This is a genomic window from Streptomyces sp. NPDC104381 (assembly GCF_055583745.1).
This window is the reverse complement of the sequence record NZ_JBVJNK010000004.1, coordinates 866779-883215: the sequence shown is the minus strand read 5'-3', so window position 1 is coordinate 883215 and position 16437 is coordinate 866779. Positions and strand designations below refer to the sequence as shown.

12 protein-coding genes are annotated in these 16437 nt (G+C 69.5%); 3 read left to right on the top strand and 9 right to left on the bottom strand.

Annotation, left to right across the window (positions count from 1 at the left end):
- Positions 1-382: 382 nt before the first annotated feature.
- The 3 genes from ACZ607_RS17750 to thyX all read right to left on the bottom strand — a co-directional run bounded on the left by ACZ607_RS17750 (position 383) and on the right by thyX (position 3988).
- Positions 383-2068 carry a ribonuclease J gene (locus tag ACZ607_RS17750; protein ID WP_469735569.1) on the bottom strand — a complete coding sequence of 562 codons (1686 nt, stop codon included), beginning with the start codon at positions 2066-2068 and terminating at the stop codon, positions 383-385.
- Positions 2069-2198: 130 nt separating this feature from the next.
- Entirely contained in the window at positions 2199-3098 is a 900-nt protein-coding gene (gene dapA / locus ACZ607_RS17745) for a 4-hydroxy-tetrahydrodipicolinate synthase (protein ID WP_319654946.1), read from the bottom strand.
- Positions 3099-3250: 152 nt separating this feature from the next.
- Positions 3251-3988, bottom strand: a complete 738-nt coding sequence (gene thyX / locus ACZ607_RS17740; protein WP_469735568.1) for an FAD-dependent thymidylate synthase — start codon at positions 3986-3988, stop codon at positions 3251-3253.
- A 197-nt stretch (positions 3989-4185) separates the two neighbouring features.
- Here thyX and ACZ607_RS17735 point away from each other — a divergent pair, with 197 nt between their 5' ends.
- Both ACZ607_RS17735 and ACZ607_RS17730 read left to right on the top strand, forming a co-directional pair.
- Positions 4186-4425 carry a hypothetical protein gene (locus ACZ607_RS17735; RefSeq protein ID WP_469735567.1) on the top strand — a complete coding sequence of 80 codons (240 nt, stop codon included), beginning with the start codon at positions 4186-4188 and terminating at the stop codon, positions 4423-4425.
- Positions 4426-4518: 93 nt separating this feature from the next.
- On the top strand, positions 4519-5070 hold the full coding sequence (locus ACZ607_RS17730; protein WP_469735566.1) for a hypothetical protein: 552 nt from the start codon (positions 4519-4521) through the stop codon (positions 5068-5070).
- Between the two features lie 55 nt (positions 5071-5125).
- Here ACZ607_RS17730 and ACZ607_RS17725 read toward each other — a convergent pair whose 3' ends face one another.
- The 6 genes from ACZ607_RS17725 to eccD form a co-directional block, all read right to left on the bottom strand.
- Positions 5126-5578, bottom strand: coding sequence for a tetratricopeptide repeat protein (locus ACZ607_RS17725; RefSeq protein WP_099177847.1), 453 nt, complete (start codon positions 5576-5578; stop codon positions 5126-5128).
- A gap of 14 nt (positions 5579-5592) precedes the next feature.
- A complete protein-coding gene (gene dapB, locus ACZ607_RS17720; RefSeq protein ID WP_469735565.1) occupies positions 5593-6345 on the bottom strand; it encodes a 4-hydroxy-tetrahydrodipicolinate reductase in 753 nt (250 codons plus the stop codon).
- A 14-nt stretch (positions 6346-6359) separates the two neighbouring features.
- On the bottom strand, positions 6360-7751 hold the full coding sequence (locus ACZ607_RS17715; RefSeq protein ID WP_469735564.1) for a M16 family metallopeptidase: 1392 nt from the start codon (positions 7749-7751) through the stop codon (positions 6360-6362).
- Entirely contained in the window at positions 7748-9961 is a 2214-nt protein-coding gene (locus tag ACZ607_RS17710; protein ID WP_469735602.1) for a polyribonucleotide nucleotidyltransferase, read from the bottom strand. Before ACZ607_RS17710 ends, ACZ607_RS17715 begins: the two co-directional genes overlap by 4 nt.
- A 270-nt stretch (positions 9962-10231) precedes the next feature.
- Entirely contained in the window at positions 10232-10522 is a 291-nt protein-coding gene (gene rpsO, locus ACZ607_RS17705; RefSeq protein WP_003965855.1) for a 30S ribosomal protein S15, read from the bottom strand.
- 177 nt (positions 10523-10699) lie between these two features.
- Positions 10700-12202, bottom strand: a complete 1503-nt coding sequence (gene eccD, locus ACZ607_RS17700; protein ID WP_469735563.1) for a type VII secretion integral membrane protein EccD — start codon at positions 12200-12202, stop codon at positions 10700-10702.
- A 247-nt stretch (positions 12203-12449) separates the two neighbouring features.
- Here eccD and eccCa point away from each other — a divergent pair, with 247 nt between their 5' ends.
- Complete coding sequence (gene eccCa, locus ACZ607_RS17695; protein WP_469735562.1) at positions 12450-16418, top strand: type VII secretion protein EccCa; 3969 nt, start codon at positions 12450-12452, stop codon at positions 16416-16418.
- Positions 16419-16437 lie beyond the last annotated feature (19 nt).

Genomic DNA, 16437 nt, shown 5'->3' with positions numbered 1-16437 from the left:
ACTCTATCAGACTCTTTCGTGTCCGATTCCCGGCCGAAGCGGGTTCCTGCTGATTCGCTTTCCAGTTCTTCGCTTTCGCGTTTCCCTTTCCGGCGGTTCCAACTTTACCAGACTCTTTTCCGTTCCGTTTCCGGTCCGAATTTGATTCCGGTGGCCTGTGGAGTGGCCTTTGCCTTTCGGCGGACCCGACATTATCAGAGATTCTGAGTCGGATTTCCCGCCTCCTCGAAGGGCTCCCGGCGCACATGTGCGTGGAGGGCTTCCCGTTCAGGCGGAATGGCAAACGTACTGGAGCGGGGCGCCCCGATGCAAATCGGGGTGCCCCGCTCCTGGTTGGCGGCCTGCGGCGGCCAACGGGCCGGACCGTGGTCCGGCCCTCGCGTCAGACCTCGACGACGACCGGAAGGATCATCGGACGCCGGCGGTAGGTGTCCGACACCCACTTGCCCACCGTGCGCCGGACCAGCTGCTGGAGCTGGTGCGGCTCCATCACGCCGTCCTGGGCCGACTTGTTGAGGGCGTCCTCGACCTTGGGCACCACCGCGGTGAACGCACCGTCGTCGATGCCTGAACCGCGGGCCTGGATGTGAGGGCCGCCCACGATCTTGCCGGACGAGCTGTCCACCACGATGAAGACCGAGATGATCCCCTCGTCACCGAGGATCCGGCGGTCCTTCAGGGAGGTCTCGGTGACGTCGCCGACCGAGAGGCCGTCGACGTACACATAGCCGGCCTGGACCTTGCCGACGATCTTCGCCTTGCCGTCGACGAGGTCGACGACCACGCCGTCCTCGGCGATGACGATGTGGTCCTTCGGCACGCCGGTCAGCGCGCCGAGCTCGGCGTTGGCCCTGAGGTGGCGCCATTCGCCGTGCACCGGCATCAGGTTCTTCGGCTTGCAGATGTTGTAGAAGTACAGCAGCTCGCCGGCCGAGGCGTGGCCCGAGACGTGGACCTTGGCGTTGCCCTTGTGGACGACGTTCGCGCCCCAGCGGGTCAGGCCGTTGATCACGCGGTAGACCGCGTTCTCGTTGCCCGGGATCAGCGACGACGCCAGGATCACCGTGTCGCCCGGAACGATCCGGATCTGGTGGTCGCGGTTGGCCATACGGGAGAGGGCCGCCATCGGCTCGCCCTGGGAGCCCGTGCAGACCAGCACGACCTCGTCGTCGGGCAGGTCGTCGAGGGTCTTGACGTCGACGACCAGCCCGGCGGGCACCTTCAGATAGCCCAGATCGCGGGCGATCCCCATGTTGCGGACCATGGAACGGCCGACGAAGGCGACCCTGCGGCCGTACTCGTGGGCGGCGTCCAGGATCTGCTGGATGCGGTGGACGTGGCTGGCGAAGCTGGCCACGATGATGCGCTTCTGCGCGTTGGCGAACACCGTGCGCAGGACGTTGGAGATGTCGCGCTCGGGCGGAACGAAGCCGGGGACCTCGGCGTTCGTCGAGTCGGAGAGAAGAAGGTCGATGCCTTCCTCGCTCAGCCTGGCGAAGGCGTGCAGGTCGGTGAGACGGCCGTCCAGCGGGAGCTGGTCCATCTTGAAGTCACCGGTCGCGACGGCCATGCCCGCGGGGGTGCGGATGGCGACGGCGAGGGCGTCCGGGATGGAGTGGTTGACGGCGATGAACTCGCAGTCGAACACACCGATGCGCTCGCGCTGGCCCTCCTCCACCTCGAGGGTGTACGGACGGATCCGGTGCTCCTGGAGCTTCGCCTCGATGAGCGCGAGCGTCAGCTTGGAGCCGATCAGCGGGATGTCCGGCTTCAGCCGGAGCAGATACGGGACACCGCCGATGTGGTCCTCGTGGCCGTGCGTGAGGACGATGCCCTCGACGTCGTCCAGGCGGTCCCGGATGGTGGTGAAGTCCGGAAGGATCAGGTCGATGCCGGGCTGCTCCTCCTCCGGGAAGAGCACACCGCAGTCGACGATGAGCAGGCGGCCGCCGTACTCGAAGACCGTCATGTTGCGGCCGATCTCGCCCAGGCCGCCCAGCGGGGTGACCCGCAGGCCGCCCTTGGGAAGCTTCGGCGGGGTACCGAGTTCAGGATGCGGATGACTCAAAAGACTCTCCTTACCACGCGCGCCACGTACCGCTGAGGGCACGTGGCGCGCATGTCATTCGTGCACTTGCTGTTGTCAGGTGGTGTTTCCGCCGCGAGTGTCCTCGCGTATTCAGTTGTGAAGTCCGTGGTTAGAGCTGTACCCCACCGGCAGCCAGATCGATCTTGAGCTGGGCCGTCTCCTGGGCAGTGAGTTCCACCAGAGGGAGGCGCAGCGGACCGGCGGGCAGGCCCTGCAGGGTGAGTGCGGCCTTGGTGGTGATCACACCCTGGGTGCGGAACATCCCGGTGAAGACCGGGAGCAGCTTCTGGTGGATCTCCGTGGCCTTCTGTACGTCGCCGCCGAGGTGGGCCTCGATGAGCGCGCGCAGCTCAGGGGTGACGACGTGGCCGACGACGGAGACGAAACCGACGGCGCCGACCGAGAGCAGCGGGAGGTTGAGCATGTCGTCGCCGGAGTACCAGGCGAGGCCGGACTGGGCGATGGCCCAGCTGGAGCGGCCCAGGTCGCCCTTGGCGTCCTTGTTGGCGACGATCCTGGGGTGCTCGGCGAGTCGTACGAGCGTCTCTGTGTCGATCGGCACACCGCTGCGGCCCGGAATGTCGTACAGCATGACCGGGAGGTCCGTGGAGTCCGCGATGGCGTTGAAGTGCCGGAGGAGGCCCTCCTGCGGCGGCTTGTTGTAGTACGGCGTGACCGCGAGGAGGCCGTGTGCGCCGGTGCGCTCGGCGGTGCGGGCCAGCTCGATGCTGTGCCGTGTGTCGTTGGTCCCGACGCCCGCGACGACGTGGGCCCGGTCTCCTACGGCTTCCAGCACAGCCCGTACGAGCTGGTCTTTCTCCGCGTTGCTGGTGGTCGGGGACTCGCCCGTGGTGCCGTTGACGATCAGGCCGTCGTTGCCTGCGTCCACCAGATGGGTGGCGAGCCGCTGGGCGCCGTCGAGATCGAGTGCGCCGTCCGCCGTGAACGGCGTGACCATAGCGGTGAGGACCCTCCCGAAGGGGGTCTGCGGAGTGGAGATCGGAGCCATGGGTAACACGCTACTCGTTGCTCGGAGCGCCGTGCCCCCTCGGGGGGACGAGGAAGAGGAGCCCGGCACTGCCTGCTCGGGGGTTCAAGCAGTGCCGGGTCCGTTTGATCAGCCTAGATGAACTTCACGAAACGTCGCAATACGGACACCGCCTACGGGGCTACCCGTCCGTTTTTGTTGAAGGCGGCATGAGTGAGCGGCATCAGGCTCTGCCAGTGCTGTTCCATCTGTTCGCCGACCATTTCGATCTCGCGCTGCGGGAACGACGGCACCTTGGCCAGTTCGTGCTGGGTGCGCAGCCCGAGGAAGTGCATCAGCGAGCGGGCGTTGCAGGTGGCGTACATCGAGGAGAAGAGACCGACGGGGAGGACCGCGCGGGCGACCTCGCGGGCGACGCCGGCGGCGAGCATCTCCTGGTAGGCCTCGTAGGAGGCCCGGTAGGAGTCCTCCATGGCGCGGGTCGTGAGGTCGTACTGCTCCTCGGTGCCCTCGACGAACTCGTACTTGCCGGGACGGCCCTGCTGGATGAGCTTGCGGGACTCGCCCGGGACGTAGAAGACCGGCTCGAGCTCCCTGTAGCGGCCCGATTCCTCGTTGTACGACCAGCCCACGCGGTGCCGCATGAACTCGCGGAAGACGAAGATCGGGGCGCTGATGAAGAAGGTCATCGAGTTGTGCTCGAACGGGCTGCCGTGCCGGTCCCGCATCAGGAAGTTGATGAGCCCCTTCGAGCGCTCGGGGTCCTTCGTGACCTCTTCCAGGGACTGCTCGCCGGCGGTGGAGACCCGTGCGGCGAAGAGCACGTCCGCGTCGCGCGCGTCGCTCTTCACCAGCTCGACGGTGACGTCACTGCGGAAGTGGGGCTTTGCGGGTTGGGGGGTGTCGGTCACCGACAGGGGTCCTTCCAGAGGTGGCGCTGGGCGGCGACCACTTTACGGGCCGGGCCGGCCGGGCATGCGAGTGGCGCTCCCGGGCAGCCGTTCGTGGAGTTTCCTCGACGAGTACGGCGATTCGGGGCACCGATCGGGCCTCTCGTACGTCTGACTCATTAGCAGCACCCGTCACAGAGTTCAAGGAGAGCTTCCTCATGTTCCGCCGGCGTGAATCCGTCCCGTTCTCGTTCGTTGCCGAGGCCGACCGGTTCCGCAGTAATGTCACTCCGCCTCCCCGTCGGCGCGCCACGCGCTCCCAGCTGGCCGCCCGTTCCCTCGTAGGGCTGACGCTGATCGCCGGCTTCGCCGGTTCGCTGCTCTTCGGTCTGCCCGCCCTCGACACCGACCGGACGCCGTCGCACGGCCAGACGTCCGAGGCCTCCCAGCACCGCTGACCCGTACGGGCCCCCTGGGGTGGTCGGCCGGGGGGCTGCTCGGTAGCCTCACCGGGCACAGCAATCGAGCGTGCTTGTGAGTGAGGATCAGTCGTGCCCCTGCCCTTTCTGACGGCCGACCGCGCATTCGACGCGGACGCGGAGGACATCGCGCTGCCGTTCGACGACCATGACAGCTGGCGGCGGCCCTACCGCCCCGGCCCGTGGCGGGTCGCGGCGGCGGCCACCCTGCTGCTGCTCGCGTCCTTCGTGCTGCTCGCCGCGATGATCATCACGTTCGCCGGATCGCTGTCCGGCGCCACGGTGTGTTTCGTGGTCGCGGGCGTCGTGATCGCGTGTGCGCTGCGGCTGCTGCGGGTCGGTGCCTGGGTGAGCCGGCACGGCGTACGGCGGGTGGGCTTCCTCCGTACGACCACCGTGCGGTGGGGGGACGCCGCGGCGGTCCGCACGGTGCAGCAGCCGGTGAAGTGGCTCGGTTTCCCGCGCACGGTCCAGGGTCAGGCCCTGATCGTGGTGCGCAAGGGCGGCGAGCCGCTGGCGCCGCTGGTCACCGACCACAACGCGGACTTCCTGGCCCGCGCCGAGGCGTTCGAGCGGGCCACGGACTCCATCGAGGCCTGGGGCGGCGAATACCGCAGGGACTGACCCCCGGGGCTCTCCAGGAGCCGCGGAGACACCTCACAAGCCGGTACGGCGCCGCTCAGGCGCGTACCGGCTTGCCCATGTGGAGGGCGATGGCGCGCTGCATCGCCTTACGGGCGCGCGGGGTGTCCCGAGCGTCCTGGTAGGCGACCGCCAGCCGGAACCAGCAGCGCCAGTCGTCCGGGCTGTCCTCGGTCTCCTCCCGGCGCCGTACGAACACGGCGTCGGCGGAGTCGCGGTCGATCCGCCCGGACGGGGTGCGCACCAGCTCGTCGACGGGGAGGCCGCCCTCCGCGTCCAGTTCGGCGGCCAGGGCGTTGGCCCTGCGGACGAACTGGGTGTTCTTCCAGAGGAACCAGACGCCGATCAGCGGCAGGATCAGCACGGCCACGCCGAAGGTGACCGTGAGGAGCGTGCCGTGCCGGATGAGCAGGACGCCGCGGCTGCCGGCCAGGACGAAGTAGAAGACCAGGACGGCGGCGGTGACGGCGTAGGTGAGCTTTGCGCGCATGGGGTTGGGCCCAGTCAGTTCAGGTCGAGGAAGTGTTCCAGGCCGAAGGTGAGGCCGGGAGTGGTCACCACGCGGCGGGTGCCGAGCAGGATGCCCGGCATGAAGCTGCTGTGGTGCAGGGAGTCGTGCCGGATGGTGAGGGTCTCGCCTTCGCCGCCGAGCAGGACCTCCTGGTGGGCGAGCAGGCCGCGCAGCCGCACCGAGTGGACCGGGACGCCGTCGACGTCCGCGCCGCGTGCCCCGTCCAGGGCGGTGGCGGTGGCGTCCGGCTGCGGTGCGCAGCCCGCCTTCTCCCGGGCCGCGGCGATGAGCTGGGCGGTGCGGGTGGCGGTGCCGGAGGGGGCGTCCGCCTTGTTCGGGTGGTGGAGCTCGATGACCTCGACGGACTCGAAGTAGCGGGCGGCCTGCTCCGCGAACTTCATCGTGAGGACGGCACCGATGGAGAAGTTCGGCGCGATGAGCACACCGGTCTCCGGGGACGCGGAGAGCCAGGTGTTCAGCTGCGCGAGGCGTTCGTCGGTCCAGCCGGTGGTGCCGACGACGGCGTGGATCCCGTGGCGGACGCAGAAGTCGAGGTTCTCCATCACCGACGCGGGTGTGGTCAGCTCGACGACCGCCTGGGCGCCGTTCTCCGTGAGGGCCTCCAGCGAGTCCCCGCGGCCGAGCGCGGCCACCAGCTCCATGTCGTCGGCGGCCTCCACGGCTCGTACCGCCTCGGACCCGATGCGTCCCTTGGCGCCGAGAACGGCCACGCGCAGCTTGCTCATCTGTGTTCTTTTCCTTACGGGGTGGTGAGAGAGATCGCTTCCTGGAGGCGGTCGGCCTGCTTGTCCTTCAGCGGGCCGATGACCGAGAGCGAGGGCCGCTGTCCGAGGACGTCGGCCGCGACGGCACGGACCTCGTCGGGGGTGACCGCCGCGATCTTGGCCAGCATGTCATCCACGGACATCTGTTCGCCCCAGCAGAGCTCGCTCTTGCCGATGCGGTTCATGAGCGCGCCCGTGTCCTCCAGGCCGAGGACGGTGGAACCGGCGAGCTGGCCCACGGCGCGGCTGATCTCCTCGTCGCCGAGGCCGTGCGTCGCCACGCGGTCGAGCTCGTCGCGGCAGATCTTCAGCACGTCGTGCACCTGGCTGGGCCGGCAGCCCGCGTACACACCGAAGAGCCCGCAGTCCGCGAAGCCCGAGGTGTACGAGTACACGCTGTACGCGAGGCCGCGCTTCTCCCGTACCTCCTGGAAGAGGCGGGAGCTCATGCCGCCGCCGAGCGCGGTGTTCAGGACGCCGAGTGCCCAGCGGCGCTCGTCGGTCCTCGCCAGCCCGGGCATGCCGAGGACGACGTGGGCCTGCTCGGTCTTGCGGTTCAGCAGTTCGACGCGGCCCGTGGAGCGCAGGGTGCGGGAGCCCTCGCGGGGCGCCGTGGGGACGGCGTCGGTGCGGCCCAGCGCTCCGGCCCGCTCGAAGGCCTTGCGGACCTGGCGTACGACCGTGGCGTGGTCGACGTTGCCGGCGGCGGCGACGACCAGGTGCGTGGGGTCGTAGTGCTTCTTGTAGAAGCGGGCGATCTGGCCGCGGTTCAGGGCGTTGATCGTGTCGACGGTGCCCAGGACCGGGCGGCCGAGGGGGGTGTCGCCGAGCATGGTGTGCGCGAACAGGTCGTGCACGCAGTCGCCCGGGTCGTCCTCGGTCATCGCGATCTCCTCGAGGATGACGCCGCGCTCGGCGTCGACGTCCTCGGGGGCGATCAGGGAGCCGGTCAGCATGTCGCAGACGACGTCGATGGCCAGCGGGAGATCGGTGTCCAGGACCCGCGCGTAGTAGCAGGTGTACTCCTTCGCCGTGAAGGCGTTCATCTCGCCGCCGACCGCGTCGATCGCGGACGAGATGTCCAGGGCGCTGCGCTTGGCCGTGCCCTTGAAGAGGAGGTGTTCGAGGTAGTGCGTCGCGCCGTTCAGGGTGGGCGTCTCGTCGCGTGATCCGACGTTGGCCCAGATCCCGAAGGTGGCGGAGCGTACGGAGGGCAGGGTCTCGGTGACCACGCGCAGGCCGCCGGGGAGGACCGTGCGGCGGACCGTGCCGATGCCGTTGCTGCCCTTGAGAAGCGTTTGGGTACGGGCGACGGCCCGCCCCTCCGAGGAGGGGCGGGCCGTCGTCACGGAACTACGGGACGTCACTTGGCGGTGTCGTCCTTCTTCTCGTCCTCTTCGCCCTCGATGACGGGGATGAGGGAGAGCTTGCCGCGGGAGTCGATCTCGGCGATCTCGACCTGGACCTTGGCTCCGACGCCGAGCACGTCCTCGACGTTCTCCACGCGCTTGCCACCGGCGAGCTTGCGGATCTGCGAGATGTGCAGCAGGCCGTCCTTGCCGGGCATCAGGGAGACGAAGGCACCGAAGGTGGTGGTCTTGACGACCGTACCCAGGTAGCGCTCGCCGACCTCCGGCATGGTCGGGTTGGCGATGGCGTTGATCGTGGCGCGGGCGGCCTCGGCCTGCGAGCCCTGCTGGGCACCGATGTAGATGGTGCCGTCGTCCTCGATCGTGATGTCGGCGCCGGTGTCCTCCTGGATCTGGTTGATCATCTTGCCCTTGGGGCCGATGACCTCACCGATCTTGTCCACCGGGATCTTGACGGTGATGATCCGCGGGGCGTTCGGGGACATCTCGTCCGGGACGTCGATGGCCTCGTTCATCACGTCGAGGATGTGGAGGCGGGCGTCACGGGCCTGCTTCAGCGCGGCGGCCAGGACCGAGGCGGGGATGCCGTCGAGCTTGGTGTCGAGCTGGAGCGCGGTCACGAACTGCTTCGTACCGGCGACCTTGAAGTCCATGTCGCCGAACGCGTCCTCGGCACCGAGGATGTCGGTGAGCGCGACGTAGTGGGTCTTGCCGTCGATCTCCTGCGAGATCAGGCCCATGGCGATACCGGCGACGGCGGCCTTGAGGGGCACACCGGCGTTCAGCAGGGACATGGTGGAGGCGCAGACCGAGCCCATGGACGTCGAGCCGTTGGAGCCCAGCGCCTCGGAGACCTGGCGGATCGCGTAGGGGAACTCCTCGCGCGACGGCAGCACCGGCACGATGGCGCGCTCGGCGAGCGCGCCGTGGCCGATCTCGCGGCGCTTGGGCGAGCCCACGCGGCCGGTCTCACCGACGGAGTACGGCGGGAAGTTGTAGTTGTGCATGTAGCGCTTGCGGGTCACCGGGGAGAGGGTGTCCAGCTGCTGCTCCATGCGGAGCATGTTGAGGGTGGTGACGCCCAGGATCTGGGTCTCGCCACGCTCGAACAGCGCCGAGCCGTGCACGCGCGGGATGGCCTCGACCTCGGCGGCGAGCGTACGGATGTCCGTGACGCCACGGCCGTCGATGCGGACCTTGTCCTTGATGACGCGCTCGCGGACCAGCTTCTTGGTCAGCGCGCGGTAGGCACCGGAGATCTCCTTCTCGCGGCCCTCGAAGGCCGGGAGGAGCTTCTCGCCCGCGATCTCCTTGATGCGGTCGAGCTCCGCCTCGCGCTCCTGCTTGCCGGCGATGGTGAGCGCCTTGGCGAGCTCGGTGCTGACGGCCTTGGAGAGCGCCTCCAGGACGTCGTCCTGGTAGTCGAGGAAGACCGGGAACTCACCGGTGGGCTTGGCGGCCTTGGCGGCGAGGTCGGACTGGGCCTTGCAGAGCACCTTGATGAAGGGCTTCGCGGCTTCCAGACCGGCGGCGACGACCTCTTCGGTCGGGGCCTCGGCGCCGTCCTTGACGAGCTGGATGGTCTTCTCGGTGGCCTCGGCCTCGACCATCATGATCGCGACGTCGCCGTCCTCCAGGACGCGACCGGCGACGACCATGTCGAAGACGGCGTCCTCGAGCTCGGTGTGCGTCGGGAAGGCGACCCACTGGCCCTTGATCAGGGCGACGCGGGTGGCGCCGATCGGGCCGGAGAAGGGCAGGCCCGCCAGGATCGTGGAGGCGGAGGCGGCGTTGATCGCGACCACGTCGTAGAGGTGGTCGGGGTTGAGCGCCATGATCGTCTCGACGATCTGGATCTCGTTGCGCAGGCCCTTCTTGAAGGAGGGGCGCAGCGGGCGGTCGATCAGACGGCAGGTGAGGATCGCGTCCTCGGAGGGGCGGCCCTCCCGGCGGAAGAAGGAGCCGGGGATCTTGCCGGCGGCGTACTGCCGCTCCTCGACGTCCACCGTGAGGGGGAAGAAGTCGAGGTTGTCCTTGGGCCGCTTGGAAGCGGTGGTGGCCGACAGCACCATGGTGTCGTCGTCCAGGTACGCGACGGCGGAGCCGGCGGCCTGCTTGGCCAGGCGGCCCGTCTCGAAGCGGATGGTGCGGGTGCCGAAGGTTCCGTTGTCGATAACGGCCTCGGCGTAGTGGGTCTCGTTCTCCACTAGTGATTTCTCCATACTCGTCGTCTTTCGTCCTGACGCCCGTGTGGCTCAGGACGGTGCGGAGAAGCGCACCCTGTGTGCGGGGCCGGTCTTCGATCGAAGCTCCCGGGCGTTGTCCCGGGGGCCACTACCGAGGACCGGCGGCGGCCGTGGGGCGCCTCTCCTCGTCTGGTGTTGTACGTCCAGGTTACTGAGCTTGGGCCCGGTACCGCACGTACGGCAAAGGGAGCGGTCCCCTGGAAGTGGGTACCGCTCCCTTCAACAGCGTCTTTACTTGGCGCCGCCGGCCGCGCCACGGCGGATGCCGAGGCGGTCGACGAGCGCACGGAAGCGCTGGATGTCCTTCTTGGCCAGGTACTGCAGGAGGCGGCGACGCTGGCCGACCAGGATCAGCAGACCACGACGGGAGTGGTGGTCGTGCTTGTGCGTCTTGAGGTGCTCCGTCAGGTCCGAGATCCGGCGGGAGAGCATGGCGACCTGGACCTCGGGGGATCCGGTGTCACCCTCCTTCTGGGCGAACTCGGACATGATCTGCTTCTTCGTAGCGGCGTCGAGCGGCACGCGTACTCCTCTGTGATGTTCGATGCGCCCACGAGTGCCCCTGGTCTTGATCTCAGGGGAGCTTCCATGACTCGGAGGCGAAGGTCCGATGAGCGCAGCCCCCAGGATGATCCGGGGACGCGTACACAAACGGCCACTGGTCAGAGTACCAGCCGTACGGAGCGCCTTTGACGGGTGTCAGCTGGTGAGTGCCCGGATCGAGTGGTAGACGTCGAAGACCGCCAGGCAGAGCGGCAGCAGCGTCAGGAGCACGCAGGCCTCGGCGACCTCCAGGAAGCGCCCCCAGAAGGGGGTGACTCCCTTGCGCGGCACGATCAGGCCGATGGCGGTGATCAGCGCGGCGACGCCGGCGACGGCGGCGGTGAGCCAGATCGTACGGATGTCCAGTCCCGTGGTGTCGCCCTTGAAGGCGTCCAGGAACAGCTCGGCCGGCGGGTTGAGCGACAGCCCGAGGCCGAGGAGCACGAGCGCGGCGAGGCCCGCGCCCAGGGCGCAGCCGACCTGGGCCGTGTAGCGGAACAGGTGGGCGCGCATGAGCATGGCGGCCCCGGTGGCGAGCGCCAGCAGCTGACCCCAGACGCCGTCCGAGAAGCCGAGCACGGCGGCGGCGCCCACGGCGACCAGCGCGCATCCGCCGACCAGGCCGAGGAGCAGTTCGTGGCCGCGCCGCGCCTGGGCGGCGATGCGGTCGGCGTCGACCGGGCCCTGCGGGGCCGGGTCGGTCGTCCCGTAGTCACCGGTGGTGGTGCGGGGCGGCTCGAAGCCGATCGGGAGGCGGGCGAAGCGGGTGGAGAGGCCGGGCAGGAAGCCGAGGAGGCCCACGGACAGGGGCGCGCACACGGCGGCGGTCTCGGCCGGCTCCATGCCGGTCATGATCGCGATGAAGGTCACGAGTACGCCGATGGCGGAGGCGAACACGAACGCGACGAAGGTCCCGTCGCCCTCGGGGGCGGCGATCATGAGGATCACCGAGACCACCAGGACGGCGGCGCAGGCGAGGAGGAACTGGAGCCTGCCGACGCCCTGGCCCGCGCTGAGCGGCAGGAGCCCGGCGCCGCCGACGGCGGAGCTGGTCAGTGCGCCGATCCCGAGCGCGATGGACGAACCGCGGTCCGCGTAGACGCGCGCGCGGACGCACGCCAGCGCGAGGAGGAGCAGCGCGGCGACGGCCGCCAGGATGCCCGGCAGGCCGTGCATGTCGTGCCGGACGTCGGAGGTCCACAGCACGAAGCCGAGCAGGACCAGCAGGACCGACCCGCCGAAGAGGCCGGCGGAGCGCATGAGGGTGTCGCCCCAGAGCGTGCGGTCCTTGGCGACGGCGGAGGCCACCGCGTCGGAGACGTCGTCGAAGACCGCGGGCGGCAGCGACTCCGAGAAGGGGCGGAGGGACAGCAGCTCGCCGTCGAGGATGCGCTGGCCGGCGAGCGTACGCCCGCTGTCGAGCACCGTGCCGTCCCGGCGCACCAGGTGGTAGCCGACGGGCGCGCCCTGGGTGGGGCTCTGCCCGGACAGCCGGAGGATCTCCGGGTAGAGGTCGGCGACGGGGATGTCCTCGGGCAGCGCCACGTCGACGCGGCTGTCGGGCGCGACGACCGTGACCCGGCAGAAGCCGGTTCCGTTGCCGGCCGGAACTCCGGGACCCGGCCGACCGGATCCGGTGGCCGCCGTTTGGGCCGTCATAGTCACGTGCTGTTCCCCCTCATGCCTGTCCTGGATCTCCTGTGTGACGCACCCCCTGGGTCACGGGCTCCAGCAGCGTCCCGAATGACCCATTTTTTTGCGGTAGTTAGCGGATGCGTACACGCGTCGCGACACCCTACCGCCCTCGGGTCACCGGGGCCGCCAGTAGGATCCTCCCGCGGACGGAACCCGTCGCCACGGGGGCGCCGATAGGAACAGTTCCGTCCGGCAAGGGAATTGGTGAGCTGTGAGCCAGATTGTCGTCAAGCGCCCACCGCGGGCCCTCCCCTCCGAAGTTCCGGGCGAGCAGGTGCAGTTGCAACCTCCGCCCGAGCTGCCCCGCGGGCAGCAGGAGGGGGTGATGATGCAGCTGCTGCCGATGCTCGGCATGGGTGGTTCCGTCGTCTTCTTCTTCATGACGCCGAACCCGATCATGCGGATCATGGGCATGGTCATGATCGCGTCGACGGTCGCCATGGCCATCTCGATGATCATCCGCTTCCGGCGCGGCACCCAGGGCCAGCTCGCGGACATGCGACGCGACTACCTGAAGTACCTGACCCAGACCCGGCGCGCCGTGCTGAGGACCGCCCGGCAGCAGCGCGACGCGCAGTTCTACCTCCACCCGTCCCCGGAGCAGCTGTGGGCGCTCGTCGCCGAGGGCAGCCGGGTGTGGGAGCGCCGCGTCGGTGACGCCGACTTCGCGCACGTACGCATCGGCCTGGGCAGCCAGGAGCTCGCCACCCCGCTCGTCGTCCCCGACACGGCTCCGGTCGACGAGCTGGAGCCGCTGACGGCCGGGGCGATGCAGCAGTTCCTGACGACCCACAGCACGCTGGACGGGCTGCCGATGGCGGTCTCGCTCCGTGCCTTCTACCACCTGACGATCAGCGGCGAGGCGGAGTCCGCCCGTGCCACCGCCCGCGCGATGGTCGGGGCGCTCGCCTCGCTGCACTCCCCCGAGGATCTGATCATCGCCGTCGCGACCGGCCGGGACGCCGCTCCCCGCTGGGAGTGGACCAAGTGGCTCCCGCACGTCCAGGTCCAGGGCTCCACCGACGGGGCCGGCAGCCGCCGCCTGATCACCACGGGCGTCGCGGAGCTGGAGGACATGCTCGCGGGCCGCCTCGACGGCCGGCCCCGCTTCCAGCCCGGCGGACAGCCGCTCCTGGACCAGCCGCACATCGTCGTCGTGCTCGACGGCGAGTCCGTGCCGGCGACGTCGGCGCTCGCGTCGGCGGAGGGCCTCCAGGGCGTGTCGGTCGTCGAGATCGTCACGGGCCAGTTCACCGGGGCCCGCGGCGGCCTCTCCATCGTGGTGGACCCGAAGTCGCTTCAGCTGGAGTCGGGCAACGGCCTCGTGTACGACGGCCTCCCCGACCTGCTGAGCCACGAGGCCGCGGAGGCCCTGGCACGGCAGCTGGCCCCCCTGCACGTGGCTTCCGGCGGGGACGACGACGAACCGCTGCTCGCCAATCTGGAGTTCACCGATCTGCTGAATCTGGGGGACGCGGCCTCGGTCGACGTCAGCCGGACGTGGCGGCCCCGCTCGCAGGCGGAGCGGCTCCGGGTGCCGATCGGCGTGGGCGAGGACGGCGCCCCCGTGATGCTGGACCTCAAGGAGGCGGCGCAGGAGGGCATGGGGCCGCACGGCCTGTGCGTCGGCGCCACCGGTTCCGGCAAGTCCGAGCTGCTCCGCACGCTCGTGCTGGGTCTGGCCGTCACCCACACCTCGGAGACGCTGAACTTCGTCCTCGCGGACTTCAAGGGCGGTGCGACCTTCGCCGGCATGGCGCAGATGCCGCACGTCGCGGCGGTCATCACCAACCTCGCGGACGACCTGACGCTCGTGGACCGCATGGGCGACTCCATCAGCGGTGAGCTCAACCGCCGCCAGGAGATGCTGCGCGACGCGGGCAACTACGCCAACATCCACGACTACGAGAAGGCCCGGGCCGCGGGCGCCCCGCTGCAGCCCATCCCCTCCCTCGTCCTGGTCATCGACGAGTTCAGCGAGCTGCTCACCGCCAAGCCGGACTTCATCGAGATGTTCGTGCAGATCGGTCGTATCGGCCGTTCGCTGGGCGTCCACCTGCTGCTGGCCTCGCAGCGCCTCGAGGAGGGGCGGCTGCGCGGCCTGGAGACCTATCTGTCGTACCGGATCGGCCTGCGTACGTTCTCGGCGGGCGAGTCCCGTGCCGCGCTGGGCGTGCCCGACGCGTACCACCTGCCCAACGTGCCCGGTTCGGGTTATCTGAAGTACGGCACGGACGAGATGGTGCGCTTCAAGGCCGCGTACGTCTCCGGGGTGTACCGCTCCGGTGCCCAGCCCGTGGTGTCCTCCGGTCCGCTGCCGGTGGACCGCAGGCCCGTGGTGTTCACCGCGGCTCCGGTGCCCGTCCGCTATGTGCAGCCGACGGAGCGGCCGGGGGTGCCCGAGGCCCGTAAGGCCGAGGACGACGCGCTGGCCGACACGGTGCTCGACGTGATCGTGCGCCGGCTGGAGGGCCGGGGAGCCTCCGCGCACCAGGTGTGGCTGCCTCCGCTGGACAATCCGCCGTCGCTGGACGAGCTCCTTCCCGGGCTCTCCGCGGTGGAGGGCCGTGGGCTGACCCAGCCCGGGTTCGAGGGCTCGGGCCGTCTCGTCGTACCGCTGGGTGTGGTGGACAAGCCGTACGAGCAGCGCCGCGACACGCTCTACCGGGACTTCTCCGGTGCGGCGGGCCACATGCAGATCACTGGCGGCCCGCAGTCGGGCAAGTCCACGCTGCTGCGCACGCTCATCGCGGGCTTCGCCCTCACCCACACCCCGCAGGAGGTCCAGTTCTACGGGCTGGACTTCGGTGGCGGCGGCATGGCCTCGGTCTCCGGTCTGCCGCACGTCGGCGGGATCGCGTCCCGCCTCGACCCCGAGCGGGTGCGCCGTACGGTCTCCGAGGTGTACGGGATCATGGCGCGCCGCGAGGAGTACTTCCGCAGCGCCGGCATCGACTCCATCGCCACGTTCCGCAGGCTGCGGGCGCGGGGCGAGATCTCGGTGACCGACCAGCCGTGGGGGGACGTCTTCCTGCTCATCGACGGCTGGGGCAACTTCCGCACGGACTACGAGGCCCTGGAAGCGGCGGCCATCGACATCGCGCAGCGGGGTCTCGGTTACGGCATCCACCTGATCGTCACGGCGTCGCGTTCCATGGAGGTCCGGGCCAACCTCAAGGACCACCTGATGAACCGGCTGGAGCTGCGGCTCGGTGACGTCATGGACTCGGAGCTGGACCGCAAGGCCGCGGTCAACGTGCCGGCCGGGGTCCCCGGGCGGGGTCTCACCCCGGAGAAGCTGCACTTCATGGCCGCGGTGCCGCGGATCGACGGCATCAACTCCGACAGCGACCTGTCCGAGGCCACGGCCGCGATGAACCAGGAGGTCGCCCGGCACTGGACCGCGGCGCCCGCCCCGGCGGTCCGGCTGCTGCCCCGCGAACTCCCGGTCCACGACCTGCCCGCGGGCTACGCGCGGCCGGAGCGGGGCATCGCGTTCGGCATCGACGAGAACAACCTGGAGCCGGTCTTCCTCGACTTCGAGCGGGACCCGTTCTTCCTGGTGTTCGGCGAGAGCGAGTCCGGCAAGTCCAACCTGCTGCGTCTGCTCATCAAGCAGCTGACGGAGCGGTACGAGGGGAACGCCGCGAAGTTCTTCGTCATCGACAACCGCCGAGCGCTGCTGGACGTCACCCCGGCGACCCACCTGGCCGAGTACGTGCCCATGTCCAACAACATGGAGCACCACATGGACGCGCTGTACGACCTGATGAAGCGCCGTACGCCCTCGCCGGACGTCACGGCCCAGGAGTTGCGTGACCGCAGCTGGTGGAGCGGCCCGGACGTGTACGTGGTCGTCGACGACTACGACCTGGTCTCGACGTCCAGCGGCAACCCGCTGTCGAAGCTCACGGAGATGCTGCCGTTCTCGCGTGACGTCGGCGTGCGGTTCATCATCGCCCGCAGCACGGCGGGCGCGGGCCGCGCCCTGTACGAGCCGTTCCTGCAGCGCATCCTGGAACTGGGCGCACAGGGCCTGATGCTCTCGGGCGACCCCATCGAGGGCGACATCCTCGGCAACGTACGACCGCGCCCGATGCCTCCGGGGCGCGGCGTGTTCGTCACCCGCCGCCGCGGGAACCCGCTGGTGCAGTCGGGGCTCATGGACGGGGACCGGTAGAACCCACGCGGTACCGGGG